23 protein-coding genes and 2 pseudogenes are annotated in these 26,703 nt (G+C 70.9%); 13 read left to right on the top strand and 12 right to left on the bottom strand.

Annotated elements, in window-relative coordinates; all coding sequences use genetic code 11:
- Positions 1 to 8 precede the first annotated feature (8 nt).
- The 3 genes from ACFY10_RS24500 to ACFY10_RS24490 are packed head-to-tail and all read left to right on the top strand — an operon-like array spanning position 9 to position 1,917.
- Complete coding sequence (locus ACFY10_RS24500; protein ID WP_390667322.1) at positions 9 to 593, top strand: DUF4865 family protein; 585 nt, start codon at positions 9 to 11, stop codon at positions 591 to 593.
- A complete protein-coding gene (locus ACFY10_RS24495) occupies positions 587 to 1,498 on the top strand; it encodes a phosphotriesterase (RefSeq protein ID WP_390667321.1) in 912 nt (303 codons plus the stop codon). The genes ACFY10_RS24500 and ACFY10_RS24495 overlap by 7 nt, the downstream gene beginning before the upstream one ends.
- 23 nt (positions 1,499 to 1,521) lie before the next feature.
- Entirely contained in the window at positions 1,522 to 1,917 is a 396-nt protein-coding gene (locus tag ACFY10_RS24490; protein WP_390667320.1) for a tautomerase family protein, read from the top strand.
- A 9-nt stretch (positions 1,918 to 1,926) separates the two neighbouring features.
- Here the strand turns inward: ACFY10_RS24490 and ACFY10_RS24485 are convergent, their stop codons facing one another.
- Complete coding sequence (locus ACFY10_RS24485; RefSeq protein ID WP_390667319.1) at positions 1,927 to 2,454, bottom strand: SMI1/KNR4 family protein; 528 nt, start codon at positions 2,452 to 2,454, stop codon at positions 1,927 to 1,929.
- A 34-nt stretch (positions 2,455 to 2,488) separates the two neighbouring features.
- The gene (locus ACFY10_RS24480; protein WP_390667318.1) at positions 2,489 to 3,958 is read right to left on the bottom strand and encodes a ketol-acid reductoisomerase; all 1,470 of its coding nucleotides are present in this window, start codon (positions 3,956 to 3,958) and stop codon (positions 2,489 to 2,491) included.
- A gap of 89 nt (positions 3,959 to 4,047) precedes the next feature.
- Between ACFY10_RS24480 and ilvY the strand changes: the two genes are divergently transcribed.
- Positions 4,048 to 4,890 carry an HTH-type transcriptional activator IlvY gene (gene ilvY, locus ACFY10_RS24475; protein WP_390667317.1) on the top strand — a complete coding sequence of 281 codons (843 nt, stop codon included), beginning with the start codon at positions 4,048 to 4,050 and terminating at the stop codon, positions 4,888 to 4,890.
- Between the two features lie 18 nt (positions 4,891 to 4,908).
- Here ilvY and ACFY10_RS24470 read toward each other — a convergent pair whose 3' ends face one another.
- The 3 genes from ACFY10_RS24470 to ACFY10_RS24460 form a co-directional block, all read right to left on the bottom strand.
- Entirely contained in the window at positions 4,909 to 5,865 is a 957-nt protein-coding gene (locus ACFY10_RS24470) for a pseudouridine-5'-phosphate glycosidase (protein WP_390667316.1), read from the bottom strand.
- Positions 5,862 to 7,022 carry a PfkB family carbohydrate kinase gene (locus tag ACFY10_RS24465; protein WP_390667315.1) on the bottom strand — a complete coding sequence of 387 codons (1,161 nt, stop codon included), beginning with the start codon at positions 7,020 to 7,022 and terminating at the stop codon, positions 5,862 to 5,864. The genes ACFY10_RS24470 and ACFY10_RS24465 overlap by 4 nt, the downstream gene beginning before the upstream one ends.
- A 75-nt stretch (positions 7,023 to 7,097) precedes the next feature.
- On the bottom strand, positions 7,098 to 7,553 hold the full coding sequence (locus tag ACFY10_RS24460; protein ID WP_390667314.1) for an RpiB/LacA/LacB family sugar-phosphate isomerase: 456 nt from the start codon (positions 7,551 to 7,553) through the stop codon (positions 7,098 to 7,100).
- 407 nt (positions 7,554 to 7,960) lie between these two features.
- Here ACFY10_RS24460 and ACFY10_RS24455 point away from each other — a divergent pair, with 407 nt between their 5' ends.
- Entirely contained in the window at positions 7,961 to 8,416 is a 456-nt protein-coding gene (locus ACFY10_RS24455) for a hypothetical protein (protein ID WP_390667313.1), read from the top strand.
- A 66-nt stretch (positions 8,417 to 8,482) separates the two neighbouring features.
- Positions 8,483 to 10,390: a YncE family protein gene (locus tag ACFY10_RS24450; RefSeq protein WP_390667312.1), complete on the top strand. Its 1,908-nt coding sequence runs from the start codon at positions 8,483 to 8,485 to the stop codon at positions 10,388 to 10,390.
- Positions 10,391 to 10,788: 398 nt separating this feature from the next.
- On the opposite strand, the gene ACFY10_RS24445 is transcribed toward ACFY10_RS24450, so the two are convergent.
- Together ACFY10_RS24445 and ACFY10_RS24440 are read right to left on the bottom strand one after the other, a co-directional pair.
- Positions 10,789 to 12,030, bottom strand: a complete 1,242-nt coding sequence (locus ACFY10_RS24445) for an ROK family protein (RefSeq protein WP_390667310.1) — start codon at positions 12,028 to 12,030, stop codon at positions 10,789 to 10,791.
- 36 nt (positions 12,031 to 12,066) lie between these two features.
- The gene (locus ACFY10_RS24440) at positions 12,067 to 12,732 is read right to left on the bottom strand and encodes an alpha-ketoglutarate-dependent dioxygenase AlkB family protein (protein WP_390667309.1); all 666 of its coding nucleotides are present in this window, start codon (positions 12,730 to 12,732) and stop codon (positions 12,067 to 12,069) included.
- A gap of 80 nt (positions 12,733 to 12,812) precedes the next feature.
- On the opposite strand from ACFY10_RS24440, the gene ACFY10_RS24435 reads away from it, so the two are divergent.
- Positions 12,813 to 13,946 carry a methyltransferase gene (locus ACFY10_RS24435; protein ID WP_390667528.1) on the top strand — a complete coding sequence of 378 codons (1,134 nt, stop codon included), beginning with the start codon at positions 12,813 to 12,815 and terminating at the stop codon, positions 13,944 to 13,946.
- On the opposite strand, the gene ACFY10_RS24430 is transcribed toward ACFY10_RS24435, so the two are convergent.
- A complete protein-coding gene (locus ACFY10_RS24430) occupies positions 13,947 to 14,831 on the bottom strand; it encodes a ketose-bisphosphate aldolase (RefSeq protein WP_390667308.1) in 885 nt (294 codons plus the stop codon).
- Between the two features lie 48 nt (positions 14,832 to 14,879).
- Positions 14,880 to 15,761, bottom strand: a complete 882-nt coding sequence (locus tag ACFY10_RS24425; RefSeq protein WP_390667307.1) for an SIS domain-containing protein — start codon at positions 15,759 to 15,761, stop codon at positions 14,880 to 14,882.
- Between the two features lie 150 nt (positions 15,762 to 15,911).
- On the opposite strand from ACFY10_RS24425, the gene ACFY10_RS24420 reads away from it, so the two are divergent.
- From ACFY10_RS24420 to ACFY10_RS24400, 5 genes and pseudogenes are all read left to right on the top strand, one after another.
- Positions 15,912 to 16,691 carry a DeoR/GlpR family DNA-binding transcription regulator gene (locus tag ACFY10_RS24420; protein WP_390667306.1) on the top strand — a complete coding sequence of 260 codons (780 nt, stop codon included), beginning with the start codon at positions 15,912 to 15,914 and terminating at the stop codon, positions 16,689 to 16,691.
- A gap of 100 nt (positions 16,692 to 16,791) precedes the next feature.
- Positions 16,792 to 18,636 carry a glycoside hydrolase family 15 protein gene (locus ACFY10_RS24415; RefSeq protein WP_390667305.1) on the top strand — a complete coding sequence of 615 codons (1,845 nt, stop codon included), beginning with the start codon at positions 16,792 to 16,794 and terminating at the stop codon, positions 18,634 to 18,636.
- Positions 18,637 to 18,776: 140 nt separating this feature from the next.
- Positions 18,777 to 19,430, top strand: a complete 654-nt coding sequence (locus ACFY10_RS24410; protein WP_390667304.1) for a hypothetical protein — start codon at positions 18,777 to 18,779, stop codon at positions 19,428 to 19,430.
- A gap of 41 nt (positions 19,431 to 19,471) precedes the next feature.
- Positions 19,472 to 20,982, top strand: a pseudogene (locus tag ACFY10_RS24405) (amidohydrolase).
- A 164-nt stretch (positions 20,983 to 21,146) separates the two neighbouring features.
- Positions 21,147 to 21,695, top strand: coding sequence for a hypothetical protein (locus ACFY10_RS24400; protein ID WP_390667303.1), 549 nt, complete (start codon positions 21,147 to 21,149; stop codon positions 21,693 to 21,695).
- Between the two features lie 6 nt (positions 21,696 to 21,701).
- On the opposite strand, the pseudogene ACFY10_RS24395 reads toward ACFY10_RS24400, so the two are convergent.
- The 3 genes and pseudogenes from ACFY10_RS24395 to ACFY10_RS24385 all read right to left on the bottom strand — a co-directional run.
- Positions 21,702 to 21,881, bottom strand: a pseudogene (locus tag ACFY10_RS24395) (alpha/beta fold hydrolase); the annotation flags it as partial.
- Positions 21,882 to 22,802: 921 nt separating this feature from the next.
- A complete protein-coding gene (locus ACFY10_RS24390; protein ID WP_390667302.1) occupies positions 22,803 to 23,786 on the bottom strand; it encodes a S1C family serine protease in 984 nt (327 codons plus the stop codon).
- 133 nt (positions 23,787 to 23,919) lie between these two features.
- Entirely contained in the window at positions 23,920 to 25,035 is a 1,116-nt protein-coding gene (locus ACFY10_RS24385; protein ID WP_390667301.1) for a GNAT family N-acetyltransferase, read from the bottom strand.
- A 412-nt stretch (positions 25,036 to 25,447) separates the two neighbouring features.
- Between ACFY10_RS24385 and ACFY10_RS24380 the strand changes: the two genes are divergently transcribed.
- Entirely contained in the window at positions 25,448 to 26,515 is a 1,068-nt protein-coding gene (locus ACFY10_RS24380; RefSeq protein WP_390667300.1) for a glycerophosphodiester phosphodiesterase family protein, read from the top strand.
- Positions 26,516 to 26,703 lie beyond the last annotated feature (188 nt).

Below are 26,703 nucleotides of genomic sequence, written 5' to 3'. Positions count from 1 at the left end.
GGCACCCGATGCACGCCATGCAGTACGAACTGACCCTGCCGGCCGACTACGACACGGGCATCATCCGCGGCCGTGTCGCCCGCATCGGGCATCTGCTGGACGACTGGGAGGGCCTCGGCCTCAAGACGTACCTCCTGCGTGAGCGCGGAGTGAACGGCTCGCCGGTCAACCAGTACGCGCCGTTCTACCTGTGGAACACCATGGAGGGCATGAACACCTTCCTGTGGGGCGGCGCCTTCCAGGGGCTCAGCAACGACTTCGGGCGGCCGTCGGTCCGGCAGTGGACGGGCCTGGCCTACGAGGAGGGCGGGGGCACCGGCGTCCCGGCGCGGTTCGCGGTGCGGCGGCGGCAACCGGTGCCTGAGGGCGTGGTGTTGGCCGACGTCATGGCGGACGCGGCGCGGGAGACGGCGCGGCTGGCCGGCGAGGACGGTGCGGTGCTTGCGGCGGCTGCCGTGGACTCGAGCCGCTGGCAGCTGGTCCACTTCTCGCTGTGGGAGCACGACACGCCGAAGGCCGACGGCGATGTGTTCGAGGTGCTGCACATGTCGGCGCCGGGGCTGGACCGGCTGCCGCGCGGACGGCAGTGGTGAGCAGCGTCCGTACGGTGCTGGGGGACGTGCGGCCCGCCGACCTGGGCGTCTGTGACGCGCACGACCATCTCTTCATCCGCAGCCCGCAGCTGCCCGGCCAGGAGTTGAGCGACGCCACCGGCGCGCGGGCCGAGTTGGAGGCGTTCCGTGCGGCGGGCGGGGCGAGCGTCGTGCAGTGGACGCCTTGGGGGATGGGGCGGCGGGCCGCCGACCTGCCCCTACTGTCCCGGGCGGCCGGCGTGCACGTCATCTGTGCGACCGGACTGCACCAAGCCGCCCACTACACACCGGAGTTGCTCGACGAACTGCGCGGCAAACTCGCCGACGTGTTCGTCTCCGAACTCACCGAAGGCATCGGCACGTCGGGCGTTCGCGCCGGGCTCGTCAAGGTGGCGGGCGGCTTCCACGCCCTCGACACGCACGCCCGCTGGACCATGACCGCCGCGGCCGAGGCCCACCACGCAACGGGCGCGGCGATCGCCGTCCACCTCGAGATGGGCACGGGCGCACTCGACGTACTGGACCTGCTGTGCGGCGAGTTGGGCGTCCCGCCGCATCGCGTGATCCTCGGCCACCTCAACCGCTGCCCCGACTTCGTGATCCAGCGCCAGGCCGCGGAGGCGGGCTGCTGGCTGGCGTTCGACGGCCCGTCCCGCGCGCATCACGCCACCGACTGGCGCATGCCGGACGCCGTACGGGCCCTCGCCGAGGCGGGTTTCGGGCATCGGCTGCTGCTGGGCGGGGACACCGTGGTCGCCGGGGCGCGGTCGGTCGACGGCGGGCCCGGGATGCCGTATCTGCTGCGGCGCGTGCGGCCGCGACTGGAGCACGCATTGGGCAAGGAGCCGACGCACCGCATCCTCACCGACAATCCGGGCCGCGCCTTCGGCGTGGACTGGCGCTGAGAGACGGGAAGGAGTGACCTCGTATGCCGTTCGTCCGTATCGACGCGCTGAGTGCCGACGGTGATCGTCTCCACGCCCTCGGCCGCGCCGTGCACGACGCCCTGGTGGAGACGCTGGGCATCCCGCCCGACGACCACTTCCAGGTCCTGGTCGGCCACGGCGGCACCAACAGCACGCTGCGCTACGGCAATTACCTCGGCGTGCAGCGCGATCACGGCATCGTCTACGTGGCGATCACGATGCGGTCCGGACGCACACCCGCGCAGAAGCAGGCCCTGTACCGGCGCATCGCCGAGCTCGCCCACGCCTACGCGGGGACCGAGCCGCGGAACGTGTTCGTCACCGTGACCGAGAACGAATGGGCCGACTGGTCGCTCGGTCACGGGGTGGCGCAGTATCTGGATGCGGCGGGCTGCTGACCGGCCGCATCAGCGGCAGAGCTTGTCCAGATCCTCGGAGAAGGTCGCGAACTCAGCCTGCGCGTCGGTGATGATCTCCCGGGCGGCCCGGCGCGGAGTGGTCGCATGCCGCTCGGCGAGCTCGGTCAGCGCCGCGTTCGGACGTGCCTCGTACTGCTCGTATTCCACGACTTCCATCGGCCCCAGGCCCTCGGCCAGCACCCACAGGAAGTCGGACAGGTTCGCCGCCACCACCCCCCGTTCGCCCTCCGACCCCAGGAACACCACGGGCTGCTCGGCGAGGGGCCGCCCCGGCCGCACGCACCAGAGGGCGGCGAGACCGCCGGTGCCGTCCTGCCCGAAGACCCGGTACGCGTCGCCGTCGAGCTCATGGTTGCCGGTCCACTGGCGCAGCCAGTGGGTGGTCTCCTCGGCGGAGTCGAAGGCGTCGTAGGGCTCGTAGTCGACGTACTCCTCCTCGTCGAAGTCGAACTCCACGCGGGCCAGCTCGGCCAGGGCGGGCGGAAAGCGGCGGTCGTCGGCGGTCGTCTCGATCATGCGTGCAGGCTAGTCTCCGCCACTGACAACGCCCCTAGGAGACGAAGATGTCCACGGACGGCCGCAGTTTCGCCGCCGCGGCCAGGGCCTCGTGGACGGGGTGGGTGTTGAAGGCCGTCAACAAGGCCTCGTCCGCCGGGTGTTCGGCGGCCGGGTAGGCGATCTGCTCGTAGGCCGTCTGGAAGCGCGGGCCCCAGCGGCGGGCGCCGAGGCGGGCCGTGCGGGAGCAGTTGTCGACCATGTGGGCGACGTTGCGGGCGTGCATGTAGGGCAGCAGGGAGTCGACGGCCTCGATGACCGACTCGTTGACGATCTCCGACCAGGGATGGCCGCGCTCGGCGAACTCGTCGATCTGGGCGGTCATGGTGGCAACGAAGATGCCCGCGGTGAACGGGTCGACAGGCAGCTCGCGTTCGCCGCGCCGGGCGTGCACCTCGCCGCTGACCGACCACATGGGCGAGCCGCCGATCCTGCTCATCGGGCGGCTGCCGAGCCGCCGTTCGGCAAGGATCACGCTGCGCAGCTCGGTGCCGTCGGCGACCTCGTCGTAGATCTCGGCGACGATCTCGCGGGCAGGTCCGTACGTCGCGGTGTACGCACGGTCGAAGACGTCCCGGCCGGCCGCGTCGAGGCCCTCGCGCACGGCGCGCAGCCCGGTGTGCGAGATGGTGCGGCCGATCGGTCCCGTGATGTTCTCGCAGGCCTTCTCGTACGCGGTGACGGGGTCGTCGCCGCCGAGGCGGGCCCGCGCGTACAGGCTCTCGACGATGCCGTGCACGGCGCCGAGCAGGATGGCGCGCTCGCCGACGATGTCGGAGAGGTACTCGCTGTCGAGCGTGGTGCGGAAGGTGTACGGCGATCCGAGCGCGACCGACCAGCCGAGCGCGAGGTCGGTGGCGCGGCCGTCGGGGTCGGCGTGGACGGCGTAACTGCTGTTGATTCCGGCGCCGTTGATCTCCTCGCCCTGCTGGTACAGGCGCCGCACGGAGTCGCCCATGCCCTTGGGGCACACGGCGATCACCCCGTGTCGGGGCGGGAACTCCCCGCCGGTTTCCCGGAGATGGCCGAGCAGGAAGCCGTGCGAGAGGCCGATGACGGCGCCTGGCTTGAGGGCCGCGAAGATCTCCTGGTGGTGGGCGGCGAGGGCGGCGTCCGCGATCAGGAGGATCACGAGGTCGCTGTCGGCGGTGACGGCGAGCCAGTCGCCGAGCGTGCCGTTCTCCTCCGTGAAGCCGTGGGCGCGGGCGTCGGCGGCCGACGCGGATTCCGGGCGCAGTCCGACGGCCACCCGGATGTCCGTGCCGGTCAGCGAGTCGCGCAGGTTGAGGGCCTGGGCGCGGCCCTGCGGGCCCCAGCCGATCACGCCGATGCGGCGCACGCCGGCGAAGGCCTGCGGCAGCAGCGGGAAGAGATGCCGGCCACCGCGCAGGATGGTCTCGGTGCCGCCGGGCACGTCCATCGTTTCGAGGGGGAAGACGCGGGAGGTGTACGTGGTCGAGGTCATGGTCGAGTTGTAGGCTCCGACCGAGCGTTGCGGCAAGCGCAACCTGCGCAGCGGGGTGTTGCACGAAGTGAAAGATCGAGGTCACGGACGTGCGGGACGACCATCGGGAGCTGCGTCTTTTTCTGCATCTGGCGCAGACGCTGAACTTCGGGCGGACGAGCCTGGACTGTCATGTCAGCCCGGCGACACTCACGCGCACGGTGCAGCGGCTGGAGACCGACCTCGGGCACCGGCTGTTCGAGCGCGGGCCGCGCGGGGTGTCGCTGACGGCGGAGGGGCACCGCTTCCGCGAATACGCCGTCCAGGCACTGGAGTTGTGGCGCTCCTACCGCGAGGAGCACCCCGACCCGGCCCAACTCACCGGCCGTCTCGCGGTGTTCGCCACGGTGACCGCCTGCCAGGCGCTGCTGCCAGACCTGTTGGCACCCTTCCGCACCGCCCACCCCCAGGTCCTGCTCGACCTGCGCACCGGTGACGCGGCGGCCGCACTGGCCCGGCTCGACGAGGGCGAGGTCGACGTGGCCGTGGCGGGCATCCCGGCCCGGCTGCCGGAGGGGCTGGTGAGCCGCACGGTGGCGGTCACCGAGCTGGTCCTCGTCACCGCGACCGACCGCCCGGACCCCGCTCTCGACGGCCCCTTCGTCCTCCCCCACCGGGGGCTGGTCCGCGAGGCCGCCGACCGCTGGTTCCGCACCCGCGGCACGCGACCGGAGGTGGCCTGTGAACCGGACGGCCACGAGGGGCTGCTGACACTGGTCGCCCTGGGCTGCGGCACGGGTGTGGTCCCCCGGCTCGTACTGGAACACAGTGCGGTGCGCGACCGGCTGGCGGTGGTGCCCGCAGATCCGGCGCCGGAGCCGTTCCCGATCGGGCTGTGCGTACGGCGGGCGGATCTGCGGCGGCCGCTGGTGGCCGCGCTGTGGAGCCTGTGAACCGCAACGGGGATGGTCTCAGCCGAGCTTGGCGTACTCGACCGCGATGCGCGCGCCGAGGCGGGCGTTGTTCTTCACCAGCGCGATGTTGGTGCGCAGGCTCTCGCCCCCGGTGAGCTCGACGATCCGGCCGAGGAGGTACGGGGTGGTGTCCTTGCCGGTGATGCCCGCCTTGTCCATCTCGGCCAGGGCCTGGGCGATGACGCCGTCCATGCGCTCGGCAGGGACCTCCTCGTCCTGGGGCACGGGGTTGGCGATGCTGACGCCCCCGGGAATGCCGAGGTCCCAGCGGGCGTGCATCACGGCGGCGATCTCGGCGGGCGAGTCCACGCGCATGGGCGAGGTGAAGCCGCTGCGGCGCGAGTAGAACGCCGGGAACTCGTCGGTGCCGTAGGTCAGGACCGGCACGCCGAGTGTCTCCAGGGTCTCCAGAGTCAGGCCGATGTCGAGGATGCTCTTCACGCCCGCGCTGATCACCGCGACACCGGTCGCGGCCAGTTCCGTCAGGTCGGCGCTGATGTCGAACGTCGTCGGCGCGCCGCGGTGCACCCCGCCGATGCCGCCGGTGACGAAGGTACGAATGCCGGCGAGCGCGGCCAGCCGCATGGTCGCGGCGACGGTCGTCGCGCCGTGGGCCCCGCGCGCGATGACGTACGCGAGGTCGCGGACGCTGGCCTTGGTGACGTCCGGCGCGGTGGCGAGGAGTTCCAGATCCGCCCGGGTCAGCCCGATGTGGGGCCTGCCGTGCAGGACGGCGATCGTCGCGGGGACGGCGCCGCCGTCGCGGATGATCTGCTCGACCTCGACGGCCATCTGCACGTTCTGCGGGTACGGCATGCCGTGGCTGATGATCGTCGACTCCAGCGCCACGACGGGACGCCCGTCGCGCAGCGCCTCGCGGACCTCGTCGGTCAGCACGAGGCGCGGATGCGGGACGGGGGTCGCGGGAGTCGGGGCGGGGGTGGGCGTGGTCATCTCTGGCTCCGCATCGGGTCGTTCACGTCGTTCGGTTCGGTCGGGTCGTTCACGTCGTCCAGCGCGTCCTCGATCAGACGCGGGGTCAGGTCGGGGCGCACCGTCGCCGGGCTCTCCACCGTCAGGGCCGCGGCCGCGTGCCCGTAGCGGGCGGCGTCCACCGGATCGCCGCCCGCCAGCAGGGCGTGGACGAACGCGGCGAGCATCGCGTCCCCGGCGCCGGTGACGTCGGCGACCTCGGCGGGCGGCGCGGCCAGGAACGTCGCGTCCTCGCCCGAGGTGCTCAGCACGCTGCCGCGCGCGCCGAGCCGTACCCACACGTGGCGCACCCCGCGGGCGTGCAGCGTGCCGGCTGCGGCCGTCACCTCGGCCTCGCTGTCGCCGACGGGTTGGCCGAGGAGGGCGCGCAGTTCGTCGAGGTTCGGTGTCAGTGCGAAGACCGGGCGGCGGGCGGTGAGCAGCGGCGCGAGCAGTACCGCCTTGGGGGCGCTGACCGGGTCGATCACCACGGGTACGGCGGCGGGCTGCGCGACGTCCATCGCGTGGGCCAGCACCTCGGCCGGCAGATTGCCGTCCAGGACGAGCATGTCGGCGTGGGCGATCAGCTCGCGGGCCGGGTGCAGGTCCTCGGGCGCCAGAGCTTCGGTGGCCGCCATGTCCGCGACCGCCACGACCAGGTCGCCGTCGGCGTCGAGGACCGCCGTGTACGTCCCCGTCGGGTGCGCGCTGCGGTGCACGTGGTCGAGGCGCACCCCGGCCGCCGCGGTCTCCGCGAGGAGCCGCTCGCCCGCCGCGTCGCGGCCGACGGCGGCGATCAGATGTGTCGGGGTGCCCAGCCGCGCCAGGTTCTCCGCGATGTTGCGGCCCACGCCGCCGGCCGTGGTGCCGGCCCGCCCCGGATTGCTCGTGCGCTGCCGCACGGGGGCCAGGCTGCGCACCTTCACGTCGACGTTGGCCCCGCCGACGACCACGACCGCGTTCTCCTCGCGCAGGATGTAGCCGCGGCCGAGGATGGCGCCCTTCTTGCCCAGGTTGGACAGGTGCACGTTCACCGCTGCCCGGGTGCTGCCGAGGGCGTCGGCGATCGCCTGCGGCCCGGCCAGCGGGTCACGGCGCAGCAGCGCGATGATCTCGCGCTCCCGCTGGGTCAACATCATGCTGACTAAACTAAAGGCCCTTTATTGGAGTAAGCAAGGGGTGGCTGTCGGGGTCTTGCGCAGCGGTGCGCGTCGTCAGCCGGCGGTCCTGCCGAGATCGAGCCGCCCCACGCGCTCCACGTTCTGCCGGTCCTCGGCGTCCTCGCTGGCCTCGGCGGCGAACCAGGCGTCAAGGATCTCCTTGAGCAGCGGCTCGGACGTCAGGCGCAGGCTGAGCGCCAGCACGTTGGCGTCGTTCCAGCGGCGGGCGCCGTCCGCGGTGTAGGCGTCGGTGCACAGGGCCGCCCGTACGCCGGGCACCTTGTTGGCGGCGATGGACGCGCCCGTGCCGGTCCAGCAGCACACGACCGCCTGGTCAGCGCTCCCCGCGGCGACCTCACGGGCCGCGGCCTCCGAGCACGCGGCCCACTGCGGGTCGTCCCCGGGGCTCAGCGCCCCGTGGGGCACGACCTGGTGGCCGCGCCTGCCCAGTTCCGCGACGAGCGAGCGCGCCACGGGTTCGTCCATGTCCGAGGAAACGGAGATCCGCATGTTCCGGAGCCTAACGCCGCGCGGCTCACGGCGGGTGGGTGTCCACGCCCGACCCCCACACACGCTCGAACAATAAACAGATGACCCAATAGTTTCGGCTCAATATTAGGGACCTCCGAGCTGGCCTGGACGCAACGCAATCTGCAGTTCGATAACGTCTTGAAATAACTCCTCCAAGCTGATCATTGCAGGTCGCAGGCGGGGCTATTTCAGGGCATCGTTCAAATGGAAACCAACCGGGGATCATTTCCAGCCGCCATGGTGGCCCAAGCGACAACGTCACCGCCGGTCCACGGCCAGGCGAATGGCGAGAACCGCAGGGACGAGCTGGATAGATCGATCACCGGAGGGGTAGGAAGGCACACGAGATCTTCGAATGTGAAGAACTTAATCATGGAGGGAAGCTCATGTCTTTCAAGAACATCTTCGACAGCGGCGCAGGTGAAGCGAATTCCGCCGAGGAGTCCGCTCAAAAGGTATCGGAAAAAATTCCAGGCGCCCGCCCCGAACGGGAAGGGGTCGATCCGGAGCTCTACGACGGTATTCCTGAAGCCGCGCGCGACCCGAAGATCATGCGCGAGACGTCGCCCGAGGCGCTCAGCATCATGAACAACTTCCTCACCCCTCTGTTCAAGAACACCCAGACAGTGGCCGACAAGCAGCGGGAAGCCAGCGAAGACCCCGAATCGACATCCGGTATGGCGTCTTCGGTCAAGGACGAGGCAGTCAAGAAGGTGAAGGTGGAGATTACGGACGAAGACCGGCCGAAGGCCGGCGACGAACGGCTGGACGAATTCAGAAAGGATAACTACGAATCGGTCAAGAACGTCAAGCGGACTGACGACGGGCCAGCCAAGGAGTAGGAGCCGATCAGGAAGCCGACTCGCTGACACATCATCGAGTTCCACTACGCGAGGAGACCGAAGGACATGGGCGGAGCCACCAAGAACAACGTGAGTACGGCCTATCTCGGCGAACGATTTATGCGTCACCCACTGACGGGCCGCAACCTGAAGGAGCTGAATGTCGCCGACAAGTCGGATGCCATCCTGGAGCGGGACCGGGACAAACTGAAGAGGAGGGCCGAGAAGAAATCGGCAGACGGAACGGACCGGTATGTCTCCCCTACCGGGTTTTCTTTGAACAAGGAGCGGTTCGGCGATTTTCCCGCCGAGGAGGCTGCGGCGCACGAGCGCGGATGGCGTGCCTATATGACGGTGGGGGTACCACTTGTCGATGAGCGAGGCGATATTGTACAGCCCCCTCCTGACGTGATCTCCAAGCAGACGTACGTCAATCGAACCGATCCCGAACCCACCAAATGGTCACACACTGTCGAATTCTCGATTTCGAACACAATCAGCTGGTCGCTCCAGGGACAGGTACAGCTCACTTTCGGGGCAAAGGCCATAGCATCACTGCAGCAGCAGCTACAGAAGAGCATGGCGATGAACCAGTCCGAGAAGATTACCCGGAAGAACAGCAAAGACAACCAGGGTGTTGACGCAGAGTCCCAGTCACAAATGACAAATACCACGACGGCCACGAGCACCGCCACGGGCACCGGGGAATTGTCGGCACAGCTGATGCTTGGGATCACTGCTTCCGTCAGCGGTTCGTTGACCACTTCGTTCAAGACGTCGTCCACGCTGAGCGGGGAAGTTGCCAGCCGGGTGGATGTCCTGGCCACGCAGCGACGTCAGGTGAGGAGGTTCGACTACGAGTACCCCATCTCGTTCGGCGGGTGGGTCGCTCTGTATTACCCCGAGCCGGTAGAGGTCAAGGAAACCCGTCCGGACGGCCCGCAGGCTCGGGAGCCGAAATACTCCAGGGTGATCGCCTGGAAACTCGGTGAGACCGGCACGGCCACGGAGACCTTCGACTTGACCGATGAAGGAAAGCCGTTCATGCAGAAAGGGGAAGCCGAGGTCGTGTCCACCCTCGCCGGGGTGCACGAGGTCTTCGAGCTTGAAACGCTCGTTTTCGACAAGAAAAATCACCCTCTTCACAAGGGCGGCAGCGGAGAGCAAAAGATCCCGAGAGAGGCTCCCGTCGAGCTCACCACCGGGTTGGGGACGGCCGATGGCCTGGCGCTGGACTTGATGAACCAAAAGGCGTACATCACCGACCGGTACAACGGCGGCAAGCTGTACAAGGTCGATCTCGCCGGCGGCGGCACGGACTGGGTCCTGGAGAAGCTGGGACAAGTCAACGATGTGGCGCTGGATCTGCCGGGCAACAAGGCCTACATCGCCGACTACAGCGGCAAGCGCCTGTTCACGGTGAACCTGTCCGACCGCTCCGCCTCCCCGGTCACGGTCGCCGATGGGATGTTCGCCTACGGCGTCGCGCTGGACCTGCCGGGCAACAAGGCCTATGTCACCGACGTCGAGAACGGAAAGCTGATCGAGTACGACCTGAACAGCGCTCCGGCGGCGAAGCAGCGCACCTGGGACGTGCCGAGGGCCGCCGGAGTGGCACTGAACGGGGGCAGGGCGTACATCGGGCAGTACGACCTCGGCGGCCTGTACGAGGTCGACCTGAACGCGGATGGTGCCGCACCGCGGAACGTGGCCACCAACCTCGGGAACAGCGTCCGTGCAGCGCTGGACGGCGCGGTCAACACATACGTCTCCGACTCGAGCGGCGGCAAGCTGCATGAGGTCGCCGTGGCCGACGGCGAGGCCAAGGGCCTTCAGCGCGTGGTGGCCGACGGTCTCGGCACGGTCTGCGGCGTCGGGCTCGACCGCGACAACGGCTGGATCTACGTCAGCAATCGGCAGGGCAAGCTGTTGCGGCTCTCCGGCGTGCTGCCCGACACCTCGGCGAAGTCGTAGCGCAGGACGTTCTTTCGCGGTGGGCGGGCGGGCATGGATGCCTTGAACATGTCGGTTGCCGGGCTCAGGTGACCGATGGCGTGCTCATGCCCGCCTGTGCCATGGCGTGGCAGGGCGACCCGATCGACATCCCCGCCGGCATACGGCTCCGGCAACGGCTCGACCAGGCCGGCACTGCTGACCTGGTGGCGCGAATGGAAGCATGCTCAGCCCATGACGCCGAATTCGGCGCGGGTGCGTGGAGGAACTCGCGGACGGCCAGATCGCGCCGCCGGGGGCGAAGGCGGTGGTGAAATCGCGGACGTAGTCCTCGGCCCGGGAGGACCGGACCGGGCGAGGATGCCGACCGGGGGGCCGAGCTCCACGCCGTGGTCGAGGTCTCGGATCTCCGACTCAGGTCACCGGCTGAGCGCCCCCAGCGGATCGTCCAGCACCGGCTGCCACGCCAACTCGGCTGCGCCGACCAGGCTGTTGTGGTCGAGGGTGCAGGCCAGGATGGGGACGCCGCCGCTCTGGCCCCACAGGCTGCGGTCGGCGACGACCGCACGGAGGCGCTCGGGGTCGGCGTCCAGGAGGGTGCGGTGGAGGCCGCCGAGGATGATGCGGTCGGGGTTGAGGATGTTGACCAGACCCGCGAGGCCGAGGCCGAGGCGGTCGATGAGGGCCTCGGTGGCGGTGCGGACCGTCGGGTCGTCGTAGTGGTTGCGGATCAGGTCGATGGCCTGCTGGAGGAGGGAGACCTCGGGGCCGGGGTCGCGGCCGGCCGCCGTGAGCAGGGCCAGCGGGTCGGCCTCGACGTCGAGGCAGCCGCGGCTGCCGCAGTGGCAGGGGCGGCCCTCGGGGTTGACGGTGAGATGGCCGACCTCCAGGGCCAGGCCCGAACTCCCGGTGTGCAGGCGGCCGTCGAGGACCAGCGCGCCGCCCACCCCCCGGTGCCCGGTGGCCACGCACAGCAGGTCCCGGGCGCCGCGGCCAGCGCCGTGCCGGTGCTCGGCGAGGGCGGCGAGGTTGACGTCGTTGCCCGCGAAGGCGGGGCCGGTGATGCCGGCCTCGCGCACGCACTCCGCGAAGATACGGCGGACGGGCGCGCCCGCCGGCCAGGCCAGATGCAGGGGGTTGAGGGCGAGCCCGTCCGGCTCGGCGACCGCGGACGGCACGGCAAGTCCGGCGCCGACGCAGCGCCGTCCGGTCGAGCGCAGCAGCTCGGCGCCCGCCTCCACGACCGAGCCGAGGACCTTCGCCGGGTCGGCGTCGACGGTCTCGCAGCCCGGCGCGGTGGCGACGATGCGGCCGCCCAGTCCGACCAGCGCGGCCCGGAACCCGTCGGCGTGCACCTGCGCCGCGAGGACGACCGGGCCGTCCTCGGCGACCGCGAGCCGGTGCGAGGGCCTGCCCTGCGAGCCGGCCGCCGCGCCGGGCCGGGCGTCGACACGGATCAGCCCGAGCGCCTCCAGTTCGGCGGCGACCGCGCCGGCCGTGGCCCGCGTGACGCCGAGCTCGGCGGTGAGCACCGCCCTCGTGGGCGCGCGTCCGGTGTGCACGAGCTCCAACGCGGGCCCGAGCGCACCGCGCCCCCGGTCCAACCGCGTTCTCGAGCTGGTCCCTTCCCCCGTCGGCCGGGGGTCCGCCTTGCCGCTCATGAGGGCGAGTCTCCCATGATCCGCAGTCACGTCGAGCTACAGGCCGCTGACCCGAAGCGTGATGTTGAGACGTCCTGTCAGCCCCAACTCCGGGGGCCCGGTGCCCGCGTACACCCGCGGCACGCCGTGATGGGCGAGCCGGGACGGCCCCCCGAACACGAACAGGTCGCCGCTGCGCAGCTCGACGTCCGTGTAGGGCTTGGTGCGGGTCTCGGTGTTGCCGAAACGGAAGACGCAGGTGTCGCCGAGGCTGAGCGACACCACCGGCGCGTCCGAGTTCTCGTCGCTGTCGCGGTGCATGCCCATGTGGGCGTCGCCGTCGTAGAAATTGATCAGTGCTATGTCATATGGCACCGGCTGTGCCATGTCACATGCCACTGTCGTCGTCCCCAGCGCATCGGCGACCGCCCGCCGCCCCAGCTCTGCGAGCCACCCCGGAAACGGCTTCACCGGAGCACCGTCGCCGTCGACGACCGTGTGGGCATAGCCGTACGGATACCAGTGCCGGCCCAGGCACACCTGTCGGGCGGTCATCGTGCCGCCGCCCGGTGTATGGACCGTGCGCAGGCCCGCGGGCGGTCGCGCCCAGGCGCGGCAGGCCTCCAGCAGCTCCCGTTGGCGCCCCGTGTCCAGCCAGTCCGGCACGTGCACCGCGCCCGGTGCGACCTCCGTGCGGGCTCTGGGAAACAGCTCGGCGTCCATGGCCTCCATCCTGCCCGAAGCACCTGCCGACCGGGCCTGAGCTGGGGCTCGGCTAGCCTTGACGCACGATGAACGACCGTATGACGACGCCGTGGGGCGAGCTCGCGCTGGCCCGTTTCCCCGAGGATCCGCGCGAGAGGCTGCGTGCCTGGGACGCCTCCGACGAGTACCTGCTCAGGCACCTCGCGGCCGAGAAGGTCCCGCTGTCCGGCACGGTCGTGGTGCTCGGCGACCGCTGGGGCGCCCTGGTCACCGCGCTCGCGGCGCACCGGCCCGTGCAGATCACCGACTCGTTCCTCGCCCAGGAAGCCACCCGGGCGAACCTGGCCCGGGCGGGCGTCGAGACCGGTGCCGTGCGGCTGCTGACCACCCAGGATCCGCCGCCCGACCGGGTCGACGTCCTTCTGGTCAGGGTGCCCAAGAGCCTTGCGCTCCTGGAGGACCAGTTGCAGCGGCTGGCGCCCGCGGTGCACGCGGGGACGGTCGTCGTCGGCACCGGGATGGTGAAGGAGATCCACACCTCGACGCTGCAGCTGTTCGAGGGGATCCTGGGACCGACCCGCACCTCGCTGGCCGAGCGGAAGGCCCGGCTGATCTTCTGCACGCCCGATCCGTCGCTGCCGCGCCCCGCGAACCCGTGGCCGTACAGCTACGCGCTGCCCGGCGGCGTCGGCCCGGTCTCGGGACGCACGGTGGTCAACCATGCGGGCGTGTTCTGCGCCGACCGCCTCGACATCGGCACCCGCTTCTTCCTGCAGCACCTGCCGGCCGCGCTCGGCGGCCGTCGGGTGGTGGACCTCGGCTGCGGCAACGGGGTGGTCGGTACGGCGGTGGCGGTGGCCGATCCGGCGGCCGAGGTGCTGTTCGTGGACGAGTCGTTCCAGGCCGTGGCCTCGGCGGAGGCGACGTACAAGGCGAACGGGGTGCCGGGGCACGCCGAGTTCCGGGTCGGGGACGGGCTGGTGGGGGTGCCGGACGGGAGCGTCGACCTGGTGCTCAGCAATCCGCCGTTCCACTCGCACCAGGCGACGACCGACGCGACGGCGTGGCGGATGTTCGCCGGGGCGCGGCGGGTGCTGCGTCCCGGCGGCGAGATGTGGGTGGTCGGCAACCGGCACCTGGGGTACCACGTGAAGCTGCGCAAGGTGTTCGGCAACAGTCAACTGGTCGCCAGCGACCCCAAGTTCGTGGTGCTGAAGGCCGTCAAGAAGTGATCAGGCGGCAGGCCGGCCGACGGTCCGGATGATCCCGGTCACCGCCCGCACCATCGCCTCCCTGCCCACACTCAGGTACTTGCGCGAGTCGACCGCCTCGGGGTGGGCGGCGAGGAAGTCGCGGATCGCGCCTGTCATGGCGATGTTGAGGGCCGTGCCGACGTTGACCTTGGCGATGCCGCCCGCGACCGCCGCGGCGAGTTCGTGATCCGGCACCCCGGAGGAGCCGTGCAGGACGAGCGGCACCTCCAGGGCGGCGGCGAGGCGTTTGAGCAGGTCGTGGTCGAGGGTGGCGGTGCGGGTGGTCATGGCGTGCGTGCTGCCGATGGCGACGGCGAGGGCGTCCACGCCGGAGTCGTCGACGAAGGCGCGCGCCTGGGCGGGGTCGGTGCGGGCGCCGGGCGCGTGCGCGTCCAGCGGGGGCTCGGCAGACTTCTCCCACCCGCCCGGCCCTGCCTTGCCGCCGACCTGCCCCAACTCGGCCTCGATCCACAGGCCTTGGGCGTGCGCCCAGTCGACGGCGGCTGCGGTCGCTGCGAGGTTCTGGTCGTAGGGCAGGCCGGCCGCGTCGTACATCACGGAGCTGAATCCGGCGTCCGCGGCCTGGCGCAGCAGGTCGTCACTCTGGACGTGGTCGAGGTGCAACGCGACGGGCACACCGGCGCGTTCGGCGGCGACGACGGCCGCGCGGGCCAGCGGGAGCAGCCGCCCGTAGCGGAACTTCACGGCGTTCTCGCTGACTTGGAGGACGACGGGGGCCTCGGCGGACTCGGCGCCGGCGATGACGGCCTCGACGTGTTCCAGGGTGATGATGTTGAAGGCGGCGACGGCGGAGTGTTCGGCGGCGGCCCGGGTGACCAGTTCGCCGGTGGTGACGAGGGGCACGGCTTCTCCCTTTCGACGGGGCGCGTCAGGGGGTTTCGACGGGGCGTGTCAGGGCGCGAGGATCACCGAGCGGGTGAGGTGGCGCGGCTGGTCCGGGTCGAGGCCGCGGGCAGCGGCGACGGCGACCGCGAGGCGCTGGGCGCGGACCAGTTCGGCGAGCGGGTCGAGCGTGCCCGCGATCCACAACCCGCCGGTGGCGCGCACCTGTTCGGCCAGGCCGTCCGGGGCTTCGCCGAGCATCCAGGTCGCCGTTCCCTGGGTGGTGATGCTGATGGGGCCGTGCCGGTACTCCATCGCCGGGTAGGCCTCGGTCCAGGCGAGTGAGGCCTCGCGCATCTTCAGCCCGGCCTCGTTGGCCAGGCCCACCGTCCAGCCCCGGCCCAGGAAGGTGAACTGCGTGCAGCCGACAAGCCCTTCGGGCAGCTCGGTGGCGAGGGCGGTGCGGGCGTCGGCGACGACGGCGTCGGTGTGCAGGCCCAGCTGGGCGCGGAGCAGGGTCAGGGCGGTCGTGGCGAACCGCGTCTGCACGACGGACCGTTCGTCCGCGTAGTCGAGCACGACGAGGTCGTCGGCGGCCGCCATGACCGGTGTGTCCGGGTCGGCCGTGATCGCCGTCGTTCGCGTGCGCCCCCTCAACTGGCCGAGCAGATCGAGGACTTCGGTGGTGGTGCCGGAGCGGGTGAGGGCCACGACGCGGTCGTACGAGCGGCCGTGGGGGAACTCGGAGGCGGCGAAGGCGTCCGTCTCCCCCTGTCCGGCGCCCTCGCGCAGTGCGGCGGCCGCCTGCGCCATGAAGTACGAGGTGCCGCACCCGACGATGGCGACCCGCTCCCCCGGCGCCGGGAGCGCCCCGCGGTGGCGGTCCGCCTGCGCCGCGGCCCGTATCCAGCATTCGGGCTGGCTGGTCAGCTCGTCCTCGACATGGGTCATGCCGGGCCCTCCCCTGATTCGATCCCTCACTCGACAACCCGTCGCGTGATTGTTCTTGCAAGATATAGCCAGCTTTCGAGCAGAATCAAGCAATCGAGCGCATGCGGGGTGCGCTAGGGTCGCCGGGAGATCGAGGAACGGAGGGTGGGCATGTCGCGGGATGCCCGCTGGAAGGCGCTGCTGGAGCTGCTCGTCGAGCGCGGCCGGCTGGACGTCGAGGAGGCGGCCGCCGAGCTGGCGGTCTCGGCCGCGACGATCCGGCGCGACTTCGACCAGCTCGCCGAGCAGCAGATGCTCGTGCGCACCCGGGGCGGCGCGGTCGTGCACGGGGTGTCGTACGAGCTGCCCCTGCGCTACAAGACGGCCCGGCACGCCTCCGAGAAGCAGCGGATCGCCAAGGCGGTGGCCGGCCTCGTCGCGCCCGGCGAGGCGGTGGGGCTGACCGGCGGCACGACCACCACCGAGGTGGCGCGTGCCCTGGCCGTGCGCAGCGATCTCGCCTCCGGTTCCCCGGCGCTCACCGTCGTCACGAATGCGCTCAACATCGCCAACGAGCTTGCGGTGCGCCCCCAGTTCAAGATCGTGGTGACCGGCGGGGTGGCCCGCCCGCAGTCGTACGAGCTCATCGGGCCGCTCGCGGACGGTGTGCTGGGCCAGATCACCCTCGATGTGGCCGTGCTCGGTGTCGTCGCCTTCGACGTCACGCACGGCGCCGCCGCGCACGACGAGGCGGAGGCCGCGATCAACCGGCTGCTGTGCGAGCGCGCCGAGCGGGTGATCGTCGCCGCCGACTCCAGCAAACTGGGCCGGCGGGCGTTCGCCCGGATCTGCGCCGCCGAGTCGGTGGACACCCTGGTCACGGACACGGCGGCGAGCGCGGAGACGGTGCGCCGCCTCGAGGAGGCGGGGATCGCGGTCCTCATGGTCTGACTCACGACAGTGCGCACCGGCCTTGGCGATCCATGCGCCCGGGTGGCTGATTCCGCCTAGGCTGGCAGAGCGGGATGCGTGTCGGGGCAGGGAGGCTGCGATGGGCTCAGAAGCGATCGACCAGGACGTGCCGGGGGTCGGTGCTCCCCGCTATCTGCCGATCGCCGAGCACGGTCTGATCGGCGACCTGCGCAGCGTGGCCCTCGTGGGCACCGACGGCACCATCGACTGGTACTGCTGCCCGGCCTTCGACGCACCGAGCGTCTTCGCGGCGATCCTGGACGCGGAGCGCGGCGGCTCCTTCGAACTGGCCGCGTCCGTGCCGGCCAAGACCAAGCAGTTCTACTTCCCCGACACCAACGTGCTGATCACCCGGTTCTTCACCGAGGACGGCGTCGGCGAGGTGCAGGACTTCATGCCGCTCAACGGCGGGAACGTCGAGAGCGAGCGGCACCGGCTGATCCGGCGGGTGGTGTGCGTGCGCGGCTCCATCCCGTTCCGCACCCGAGTGGCCCCGCGCTTCGACTACGGCACCCGGCCGCACACCGTGCGCCTGGTCGGCGACGTCGCGGTGTTTGCATCCGAGGGGCTGTCGCTCGCGCTGACGGCGACCGTGCCGCTGGAGGCCGACGGGCCGGACGCGCGCGCCGACTTCAAGCTCTCCGAGGGCGAGACGGCGGTGTTCGCGCTGGACCAGGTCGGCGGCGACGTGGAGCCACGCCGGTGCGCCAAGCTGGAGGCGGAGGAGCAGTTCGGCACCACGGTGGCGTACTGGCGGCGCTGGCTTTCGGCGTCCAAGTACCGTGGCCGCTGGCGGGAGATGGTGCACCGCTCCGCCCTCACCCTGAAGCTGCTCACCTACGCGCCCACCGGCGCGATCGTGGCCGCGCCGACCACGAGCCTGCCCGAGCAGCTGGGCGGCGAACGCAACTGGGACTACCGGTACGTGTGGGTGCGCGACGCCGCCTTCGCCGTGTACGCGCTGCTGCGCCTCGGCTTCACCGAAGAGGCCGAGGCGTTCATGAAGTTCCTGACCCGGCACGTCAGTCCGAGCGCCGACGGGAACTCCGCGCCCCTGCAGATCATGTACGGCATCGACGGCCGCACCGACCTCACCGAGCGGGAACTCGACCATCTGGAGGGCCATCAGGGCTCCGCGCCGGTACGGATCGGCAACGCGGCCGCAGACCAGCTCCAGCTCGACATCTACGGCGCGCTGATCGACTCGATCTACCTCTACGACAAGTGGGCCAAGCCCATCTCCAGCGCCCAGTGGGACGACGTGTGCGCGCTGGTGGACTGGGTGTGCGAGCACTGGGACCAGCCCGACGAGGGCATATGGGAGACCCGCGGCGGCCGCAAGAACTTCCTGTACTCGCGGCTGATGTGCTGGGTGGCGATCGAGCGGGCCATCCGCATGGCCAACCGGCGCGGCCTGCCCGCCGACCTGCTCCGCTGGCGCGAGTGCCGCGACACCATCTACCGGCGGATCATGAAGCGGGGCTGGTCCGAGACCCGGCAGGCGTTCGTCCAGCACGAGGACGGCGACGACGTGCTCGACGCGGCCGTTCTGATGATGCCGCTGACGAAGTTCATCGCCCCCACCGACCCCAAGTGGCTGTCCACCCTCGACGCCCTCACCCACGACCTGGTGTCCGACTCCCTCGTCTACCGCTACGACCCGATCGCCAGCCCCGACGGACTGCGCGGCGACGAAGGCACCTTCTCCATCTGCTCGTTCTGGTACGTCGAGGCCATGGTCCACGCCGGCCGCATAGACGAGGCACGCCTCGCCTTCGAGAAGATGCTCACCTACGCCAACCATCTGGGCCTGTACGCCGAGGAGATCAGCCACACCGGCGAGCAACAGGGCAACTTCCCACAGGCGTTCACCCATCTCGCACTCATCAGCGCGGCGTTCAACCTGGACCGGGCGCTGGGCTGAGGACCCGACGGCAGGTGTCGCCAGCACCACCCCGCATCCGCCGCCCAGGCCCAGGGACGACAAGCCGCGCGGCCGGAAGGATTCATGACGTCGGCAAACGGACCGACTCGGAATCAACCACCGGACTCGGGGGAACACCCATGAACGAAACCTTCGCCAGGCGCCTGACGGGCGTCGCCGGCATCGCCGCCGCGGCCGCGCTCATCGTCGAAGTGCCCCTGTACTTCGTCTACTCGGGCCCGCCGCCGGACGCGAACGTGCTGGCCAGGCTGCTCCTCGGGATCGTCGCTCTCGCGTGCCTGGTCGTGTTCGTGACGGCGTTCCGTGAGCTGGTCAAGCACACGCGTCCCGACTACGAGTGGGCAGGCTCGATGGCCTTCGCCACCGGGCTGGTCTACGCGACGATCACCCTGGTCTCCATGGGCTTGGAGGCCGGCGCGGTCATCGCCACCGACCATCCGATCGATCCGACCATCACGGTCAACGGCACATACATCCTCTACGGGTCGATCTCCCGGCTGATGCTGGGGCTCTTCCTGACCACGATCGGCTACGTCGTCTCGCGCACCGGCCTGCTCCCGCGCTGGATCAGCCGCTCGGCCTACGTCCTCGCCGCGATCAACCTGGCCTTCGTGCCGTCGCTGTTCTTCGGCAACACACCCGCGCACTTCTACGCGGCGAACGGCTGGGGCACGACCGCCCTGATGGGGGCGATTCTCAGCTACTGGCTGCTGGCCGTGGGCATCTCCACCTACCGAAGCTCCACGCGCCTGCCCAGCTCGGTCGCCGCGTAGCCTCAGGAGCAGATCACCGGGACCTCACGACTGGAGCCTTGATGACGAGCCTCGACGGCGGACCCGGCCTCTCGGCGGACGAGCTCGGCGCGTCTGCACTGACGCTCGCCCGGGTGCGGCTGGGTGCGGGCGGGCCGCTGGGCAGTGTCCGCATCGCCGACGGCAAGGTCGTAGGCGTCGCGGTGGAGGGCGAGCCGGAGGGCCCGGTGCTCGACCTGGACGGTCGCACCGTACTGCCAGGTCTGTGGGACGCGCATGTGCACGCCGCACAGTGGGCCGGCAACCGTCACCGGGTGGATCTGGCCGGCCTGCACTCCGCGCGGGAGGTCGCCGATGCGGTACGGCTGCACTCGGCCGGCCTGCCCGCGGGCGAGGTGCTGATGGGGCAGGGCTTCCGGGACGGCCTGTGGCCGGACGTGCCCCACAAGGCACTGCTGGACTCGGTGTGCCCGGATCGGCCGGTCGCGCTGATCAGCGCCGATCTGCATGCCGCCTGGCTGAACTCGGCATGCCTGGCGTTGGTCGGCCGGGGTGATCACCCGACGGGCCTGCTGCGCGAGCACGAGTGCTTCGAGGCGATGCAGGCGCTGCCCGAGGTGTCCGCCGAGGTCCTCGACCAGTGGGTGGCACAGGCCTGCCGGGATGCGGCCGCGCGGGGCGTGACGGGCGTCATCGACTTCCACTTCTCCGACAACCTCGCCGACTGGAGCCGACGGGCGGCGAGTTCGCCGCTCGCCGTGCGGGTGCAGGCCGCCGTCTATCCGCGGCACCTGGACGCGGCGGTCGAACGCGGCTTCAGGACGGGTGACGTGCTGCCCGGCACCGGAGGCCTGGTCCAGTCGGCCCGCTCAAGCTCTTCACGGACGGATCCCTCAACACGCGGACGGCGCTGTGCTGCGACCCCTACCCCGGGCTGGAGGGAACGGAGGAGGCATACGGCATCGAGGAGACCTCGTACGAGGAGCTGGTCCGGCTGATGCGGCGGGCCTTCGCCCACGGCATCGAGCCCGCCGTGCACGCGATCGGCGACCGGGCCAACACCCTCGCGCTGGACGCGTTCGCGGCCGTCGGCTGCCAAGGTCGCATCGAGCACGCCCAGCTGCTGGCGGCTGCCGATGTGCCGCGGTTCGCGGAGCTGGGCGTCACCGCCGGGGTGCAGCCCGCGCACGCCACCGACGACCGGGATGTGGCGGACCGGCACTGGGCCGGGCGCACCGGGCGCGCCTTCGCCTACGGCGACCTGCTGGCGTCGGGTGCCCGGCTGGAGTTCGGCTCCGACGCGCCCGTCTCGCCGCTCGACCCGTGGCTGGGCATCGCGGCGGCCGTGCACCGGACGGACGACGGGCGGCCCGCCTGGCATCCGGAGCAGCGGGTCCCAGTAGCGGCGGCGCTCGCCGCGTCGGCACGGGGACGTTCACAGCTCCGGGTCGGTGACGCGGCCGACCTGGTGGCGGTGGACGTGGATCCCTCGGAGGCGGACGCGCGCACGCTGCGGGAGATGCCGGTGCACGCCACCATGCTGGGCGGGCGCTGGACACACGGCCCCTACTGACGGTCCGGCGCGGCGGCCGCAGCAGACCCCCGAGAAAATCGGTCAGAAACCGCAACCTTTCAGCCATCTTCTATGTCTCTTCAAATATCAGTACGAAATACGCTTCGGGGGACGTGATGAGACGAAGCAGAGCAACACGCAGCAGAATCGCATGGGCAGCGCTCATGCTCCTGGGCACCGCGATGGGAGCGACCGCGATCCCGGCCGACGCCGCAGCGGTCACCACCGCCCAGACCGTCACCTGCCCCACCGGCTGGGGCAGCCTCGCCAAGACACGCGCAGCATCAACGACGACGCCGGTGAGGAACGTCAGGACCGGCCGCCACACCTGCTACGACCGGATGGTCATCGACATCCCCGGCGCGGGCCGGAGCAGCCTCGGCTACTCCGTCAGGTACGTCAGCCACCTCTATCAGGACGGATCCGGGCGACTCATACCCGTCGGCGGCGGCGCCGTCCTCGAGGTACGGGTGCATGCGCCCAGCTACGACCCCAACACCGGGGCACCCACCTATCCCGCCCGGGCGGGCCGTCCGCTGCCGGGCGTCGACCTCACCGGGTACCGCACCTTCAGGGACACCCGGTTCGCCGGAAGCTTCGAGGGCGACACCCAACTCGGGCTCGGCGTCCGGGCACGGCTGCCGTTCCGCGTGCTGCGGCTGGACGGCCACGTGGTCGTGGACGTGGCCCACAACTGGACCGGCAAACCCTGAAGCGCATCAGGCGCCGAGAGAGTCGAGAGAACCACGAGAGCCGAGACAGTCGAGAGAGCCCAGCCAGTCGATCAGTAGCCGGTTGACCTCCTCGGGGCGTTCCCGCTGAATCCAGTGGCCGCAGCCATCGAGGACGTGAGAGGAGGTCAGACCGGGAAGGATGGTGGGGTACGCCTTGATCGCGTCGGGCGGTGGCGGGTGCGGTCGACGGCGGGGGTCTGCGGCATGGGTCCCTCCCGGGCGAACGTGGCCAAGCGCGGGGGCGACGATCATGCAGGGCGCGGGATGGTGCGGCCGATGCCTGTTGCCGTTTGGGCAAACGGGCGGATGCGTGTGCCGGACGGGAGGCCCCGGCGGCGGACGGAGAGCTCCGGAGCCGGGCGGCGGGCCCGCCCCGGGCCGACGGGCGCATCGCCGGCCGCAAGCCCAGACGCCTGGCCGCAAGCCCGCATGCCGTACGACGAGCACGGACGCCGGACCGCGGGCGCCTATCCCGGACGGCAAGCCCGCACGCCAGGCAGCGAGCCCGCGCCGGGCAGAGGGCGCATTGCCGGGGCAAGCTCCAGCGCCAGGCGACGGGCCCGTGCCGGGCAGCGGGCGGGCCGCAAGCGCGGGCCCCGAGCCGCAAGCCCGCATACCGCGTGACGAGCGCAGGCGCGAACCGGCCGGATGCCCGTTCCGGACGCCCACCCCACACACCAAGCGGCCACCCCGAGCCGAGCAGCAGGCGGGGACGCAAGCCCAGGCGCCCAGCCACAAGCCCGCATACCGGGCGACGCGCAGGCGCCGACCGGCGGATGCCCGTTCCGGACGCCCACCCCGCCCGCGCCGAGCAGCACGCGGGGCCGCAAGCGCGAGCTCCGAGCCGCATGCCGCGTAACCAGCGCAGGCGCCACCCGGCAGGTGCTTTTCCCGGACGGCAAGCCCGGGCGCCGGGCGGCGGGCCCGTGCCGGGCGGCAGGCGCATGGGCAGGCCGCAAGCTCAGGCGCCAGGCCGCAACCCCGAATACCGGGCGACGAGCGCGTGCCGGGCCGCAAGCCTGCGCGCCCGACGCCGAGCCGGTGTCCCAGGCAGCGGGCGTCCGGCCCGGGTTCGGATGTCGCCGCTCAGTCGTCGGCGATCAGTTCCACCGGTGTGGCGATGACGTCCACGAGGGCGTCGCCGCGCAGTGCGGTGAGGGCGAGGGGGCGTCCTATGGCGTCCTCGATCATCAGTCGCTGCAGTGCCTGGGCGCTGGTCACCGGTTCGCCGTGGGCGGTGAGCAGGAGGTCGCCGTCCCGCAGGCCGGCGCGGGCGGCGGGGGAAGCGGGTACGACCTCGACGATCCGCAGGCCGGTGGGCCGGCCGGTGCGGGCGCGCAGCAGTGGCGGCAGCGGGGCGGGGATGCCGGCGAGGCCGAGATAGGCGCGGCGGACTCTGCCCTCGGAGAGCAGGGTCGCGATGATCCGGCGGCTGGTGCCGTTCACCGGGATGGCCAGGCCCAGGCCGACGTCGGCGATGGCGGTGTTGATGCCGACGACGGCGCCGTCGGCCGTGGCGAGCGCCCCGCCCGAGCTGCCGGGGTGGAGGGTGGCGTCGGTCTGGACGACGTCGTCGATGACGCGAGTCGCCCGGCCCGCGCTCGCCGGCAGTGACCGGCCCAGCGCGCTGACCACGCCGGCGGTGACGCTGCCGGTCAGCCCGAGCGGGTTGCCGACCGCCACGACCAGCTGTCCCACCCGTAGTGCGTCGGCCTCGCCGAGCTGGACCGGGGGCGGGGTCGGTCCGTCGGCGCGGACCACCGCGAGGTCGGAGAGCGGGTCGGCGCCGATGACGTGGAAGGGGGTGGTCGTGCCGTCGGCGAAGGACGCCGTACCGGCATCGGAGCGCCCGACGACATGGGCGTTGGTGAGCAGGAAGCCGTCTTCGGTGAACACCACCGCGGAGCCCGTCCCCATCACGAATCGGCCTCTGGAGCGGCGGTGCGCGACGTTCAGGGCCGCCACCTTCGGCGTGAGCTCGACGGCGACGGAGGTGACGATCTGCGAATAGGAGTCGAGCGCGGCCTGCTCCTGAGGGGAGCGGTCGGGCTCGGAAAGTGTCTCGGCCACGAGTCGACCTTTCCGCTGGCCCAAGGCTTGTATTACATGCTTACACCTTTGCTTGGGCAGGCGGGCCGGACTTCGCTGGGGGCTGACGCCAGGGTGATCGGCTCGGTGACAGCAGGAAAGCGCCGTGGCCTGGTCAGCGTGTGCGGGGGCCCGTGGTGCCGGAGTCCATCCGTCTGGATGTGCGCAGAGTGCCGACCGTCTTCAGCAGACGGTCGGCAGGTGTGCGCAGCTCGGGGTGGGCGTTGACGGTGTTCCGCAGGCCCCGCACGGGTCTGCGCCACAGCCGGTGGGCCGCCGCGACCGGGTGGGGGCGGCTGGCGAACCCTTCCGCCACGCGCAGCTCGCGGGTCTTGAGCCAGTCCTTGTACTCCTTGTCGCCGCGCCCCAGGTCCATGAGCGTCACCCCGTGCCGGGCTGCCGCCTCGGCGGTGCGCAGATGCATCATCAGCCCGGGCGAGTAGTAGTGGAGGTCGGGGTCGTACGCGGTGAACCAGGCGGCCAGCACGGTGCGCGACCTGGGCCCGAAGTGCGCCGCCACCGGCCGGTCGCCCGCGTACAGCACCGACAGCACGCCGGTGAAGTGCTCCTCGCGGACCTCGAAGAGATGGTCCACCAGGTCGACGATCCACGGCCGCGAGAAGCGGTCCATCCGTCCGGTCCTGCGGTACTGGGCGGACTTCCACTGCATGAGCCGGCGCAGCATCCGCGGATCGCGCTCGTCGAACTCGAACCGCACCTCGCCCACGTCGCGCCCGAGACGGCGTTCCTTCTTCAGCGTCGTCTTGGCCAGCCCCGGATACGCGCCGCGCAGCCACGGCGCATAGCCGCTCTCGTCCGGCTTCAGATCGACAACCGGGGAGGCGAACAGCCCCGTGACATGCCGGCCGAACGGCTTCTGCTCCGCCACGAGATGGTCGAACTCGAAGATGGACAGCCCGCAGGCCTTCAGCAGCTGCTGGGCGTCCCAGGTGACTCCGGGGCGGTGCACCAGCGCCTGGCAGTCGGACAGGCCGAGCCCGACGGCCCGGCCGACGCCGAAAGCGTTGCGCTCGTACGGGAAGAAGCCGACCGGCGCCCCGTCCTCACGCAGGACGGCGATCCGCGTGCCGGCGCGGTACCTGCCGATCCCGAGCGCGAACTCCGGAGCAAGGAAAGGGTTGGCGTACTCGGGGGACTCGTCCATCGCCGCGTGCCACGCCGTGCGCAGCGAGGTGCTCAGTTCGTCGACTCTGTGGATCGTGACGTCCACGTCAGATCATCCGCCCTTCCACAGGCTCCGCGAGGGACGACCCGGCCGCAGCGCAGGCCGGTAGAGCGTGTGGACCCCTGTTCACTGATCGCATCGGCGACCGCTCCCCCCGTGACGTCCCCCCGCGGCGCGCTGTCCGCGTCCTACCACTTCTTTGAGTATCAGCCGATTCCACGCCGTGTACACGGTCGTTCCGCGGTTGACCCTCAGGCTCCGAACCGTCCGCCGAGGATCAAACGTCGCGAAACAGTACGCATGTTGTCAAGAGTGCCTGCCGCAACAAAAGACCGCGAGGTGCCCCTCGGGCCGCCGCACGCACATTTCACGCCGTCCTCATGTGCGGTCGGTTGAGCCGGGCCAAGGTCCAACTAGCGTCGTGCCGTGGCCCGAACCCGACCCGAGTGAGGTTTCGATGTCCGCAAGACACACCCTCGCCGCCCTGGCGCTGGCTCCGGTGCTCGCCTTCCCGGCGGCGGCCCATGCGACGGCGTACGACGGCTCCCGCGTGCCGCCCCAGAAGACGCACTTCGATCTGCAGGCCCACCGCGGCGGCATCGGCATGACGACCGAGGAGTCCCTCGAGGGATTCGGCAAGGCGATGCGCCTCGGCGTGTCCACCCTGGAACTGGACACCCAGATCACCCGGGACGAGAAGGTCGTCGTCAACCACGACCGGCAGATCAGCGCCCAGAAGTGCCGTGACACGGCACCCGTCACGCCGGGCGACCCGATGTACCCGTACGTCGGGAAATACATCAAGGACCTGACGCTGGCCCAGATCAAGACCATGGACTGCGGCTACCAGCAACTGCCCGGATTCCCCGAGCAGGAGGTGGTCAAGGGGTTCCGGATGGTCGAGCTGAAGGACGTGCTGAACCTGGTCAAGAGCTACCGGGCCAGGCAGCTCAAGCTGAACATCGAGACCAAGGTCGAGGCGGGCGCCCCCGAACAGACCGCGCCGCGCGCGCTGTTCGTGCGCCGGGTCTACGAGGAGATCCACCGCTCCGGCATCGAGCGCCAGGTCACCATCGAGTCCTTCGACTGGGGCGCGCTGATGGCGATGCACAAGCTGGCCCCGAAGTGGCCCCTCGTCGCGCTCACGAACTACGACTTCCTGCAGGTCGGCCGGCCCGGTGCCTCCCCGTGGCTCGGCGGGATCGACGCCGACGACTACGGCGGCGACTTCGTGAAGGCGGCCGCCACCATCCCCGGCGTCGGGGCCCTCTCCCCCAACTACGGCTTCCCGCAGGCCGGCAAGGTCGGCGACCCGGACTTCCGCTTCTACTCCGACAGGACCATGGTCGAGGAGGCCCACGCACGGGGCCTGAAGGTCATCCCGTGGACCTGCGACGATCCGGCCACCGTGGAGGCGCTGATGGACATGGGCCTCGACGGCATCATCACCAACTATCCCAACCACGTCCGGCAGATCATGGCCGACCGGGGCATGCGCCTGCCCCAGCCGTACGAGCCGCGTTGACACAGGGCAAAGCGGCGGCGTCCCGACCCGTTTGTCCGACCGCGCCGGCGGTGGCGCGGCACTTCGCGTGCCACCGCCCGTTCTGCAGCGCGGCACCGGCCGACCAGACGACATGGGTGACGGCGCAAGTGATCTACGTCTCAGCAGGTGAACCGCAGTGCGGCGAACACGGTCACAGGAGATGACGT

Origin of the sequence: Streptomyces sp. NPDC001401, assembly GCF_042895385.1 — a bacterium.
Taxonomy (GTDB): Bacteria; Actinomycetota; Actinomycetes; order Streptomycetales; family Streptomycetaceae; genus Streptomyces.
This window is presented reverse-complemented; position numbering and strand designations above follow the sequence as displayed.

What these genes read in the sequence shown, in the direction of transcription:
- ACFY10_RS24465 (WP_390667315.1), bottom strand. Translation starts at nt 7,022, where the DNA reads ATGATGTTGACCCAGCGGGAGCGCGAGATCATCGCGCTGCTGCGCCGT.
- ACFY10_RS24470 (WP_390667316.1), bottom strand. Translation starts at nt 5,865, where the DNA reads ATGACCACGCCCACCCCCGCCCCGACTCCCGCGACCCCCGTCCCGCAT.
- ACFY10_RS24400 (WP_390667303.1), top strand. Translation starts at nt 21,147, where the DNA reads ATGCTCCTGGGCACCGCGATGGGAGCGACCGCGATCCCGGCCGACGCC.
- ACFY10_RS24425 (WP_390667307.1), bottom strand. Translation starts at nt 15,761, where the DNA reads ATGACCCATGTCGAGGACGAGCTGACCAGCCAGCCCGAATGCTGGATA.
- ACFY10_RS24500 (WP_390667322.1), top strand. Translation starts at nt 9, where the DNA reads ATGCACGCCATGCAGTACGAACTGACCCTGCCGGCCGACTACGACACG.
- ACFY10_RS24455 (WP_390667313.1), top strand. Translation starts at nt 7,961, where the DNA reads ATGTCTTTCAAGAACATCTTCGACAGCGGCGCAGGTGAAGCGAATTCC.
- ACFY10_RS24410 (WP_390667304.1), top strand. Translation starts at nt 18,777, where the DNA reads ATGAACGAAACCTTCGCCAGGCGCCTGACGGGCGTCGCCGGCATCGCC.
- ACFY10_RS24485 (WP_390667319.1), bottom strand. Translation starts at nt 2,454, where the DNA reads ATGATCGAGACGACCGCCGACGACCGCCGCTTTCCGCCCGCCCTGGCC.
- ACFY10_RS24380 (WP_390667300.1), top strand. Translation starts at nt 25,448, where the DNA reads ATGTCCGCAAGACACACCCTCGCCGCCCTGGCGCTGGCTCCGGTGCTC.
- ACFY10_RS24460 (WP_390667314.1), bottom strand. Translation starts at nt 7,553, where the DNA reads ATGCGGATCTCCGTTTCCTCGGACATGGACGAACCCGTGGCGCGCTCG.
- ACFY10_RS24480 (WP_390667318.1), bottom strand. Translation starts at nt 3,958, where the DNA reads ATGACCTCGACCACGTACACCTCCCGCGTCTTCCCCCTCGAAACGATG.
- ACFY10_RS24415 (WP_390667305.1), top strand. Translation starts at nt 16,792, where the DNA reads ATGGGCTCAGAAGCGATCGACCAGGACGTGCCGGGGGTCGGTGCTCCC.
- ACFY10_RS24420 (WP_390667306.1), top strand. Translation starts at nt 15,912, where the DNA reads ATGTCGCGGGATGCCCGCTGGAAGGCGCTGCTGGAGCTGCTCGTCGAG.
- ACFY10_RS24440 (WP_390667309.1), bottom strand. Translation starts at nt 12,732, where the DNA reads ATGGACGCCGAGCTGTTTCCCAGAGCCCGCACGGAGGTCGCACCGGGC.
- ACFY10_RS24490 (WP_390667320.1), top strand. Translation starts at nt 1,522, where the DNA reads ATGCCGTTCGTCCGTATCGACGCGCTGAGTGCCGACGGTGATCGTCTC.
- ACFY10_RS24450 (WP_390667312.1), top strand. Translation starts at nt 8,483, where the DNA reads ATGGGCGGAGCCACCAAGAACAACGTGAGTACGGCCTATCTCGGCGAA.
- ACFY10_RS24435 (WP_390667528.1), top strand. Translation starts at nt 12,813, where the DNA reads ATGACGACGCCGTGGGGCGAGCTCGCGCTGGCCCGTTTCCCCGAGGAT.
- ACFY10_RS24445 (WP_390667310.1), bottom strand. Translation starts at nt 12,030, where the DNA reads ATGAGCGGCAAGGCGGACCCCCGGCCGACGGGGGAAGGGACCAGCTCG.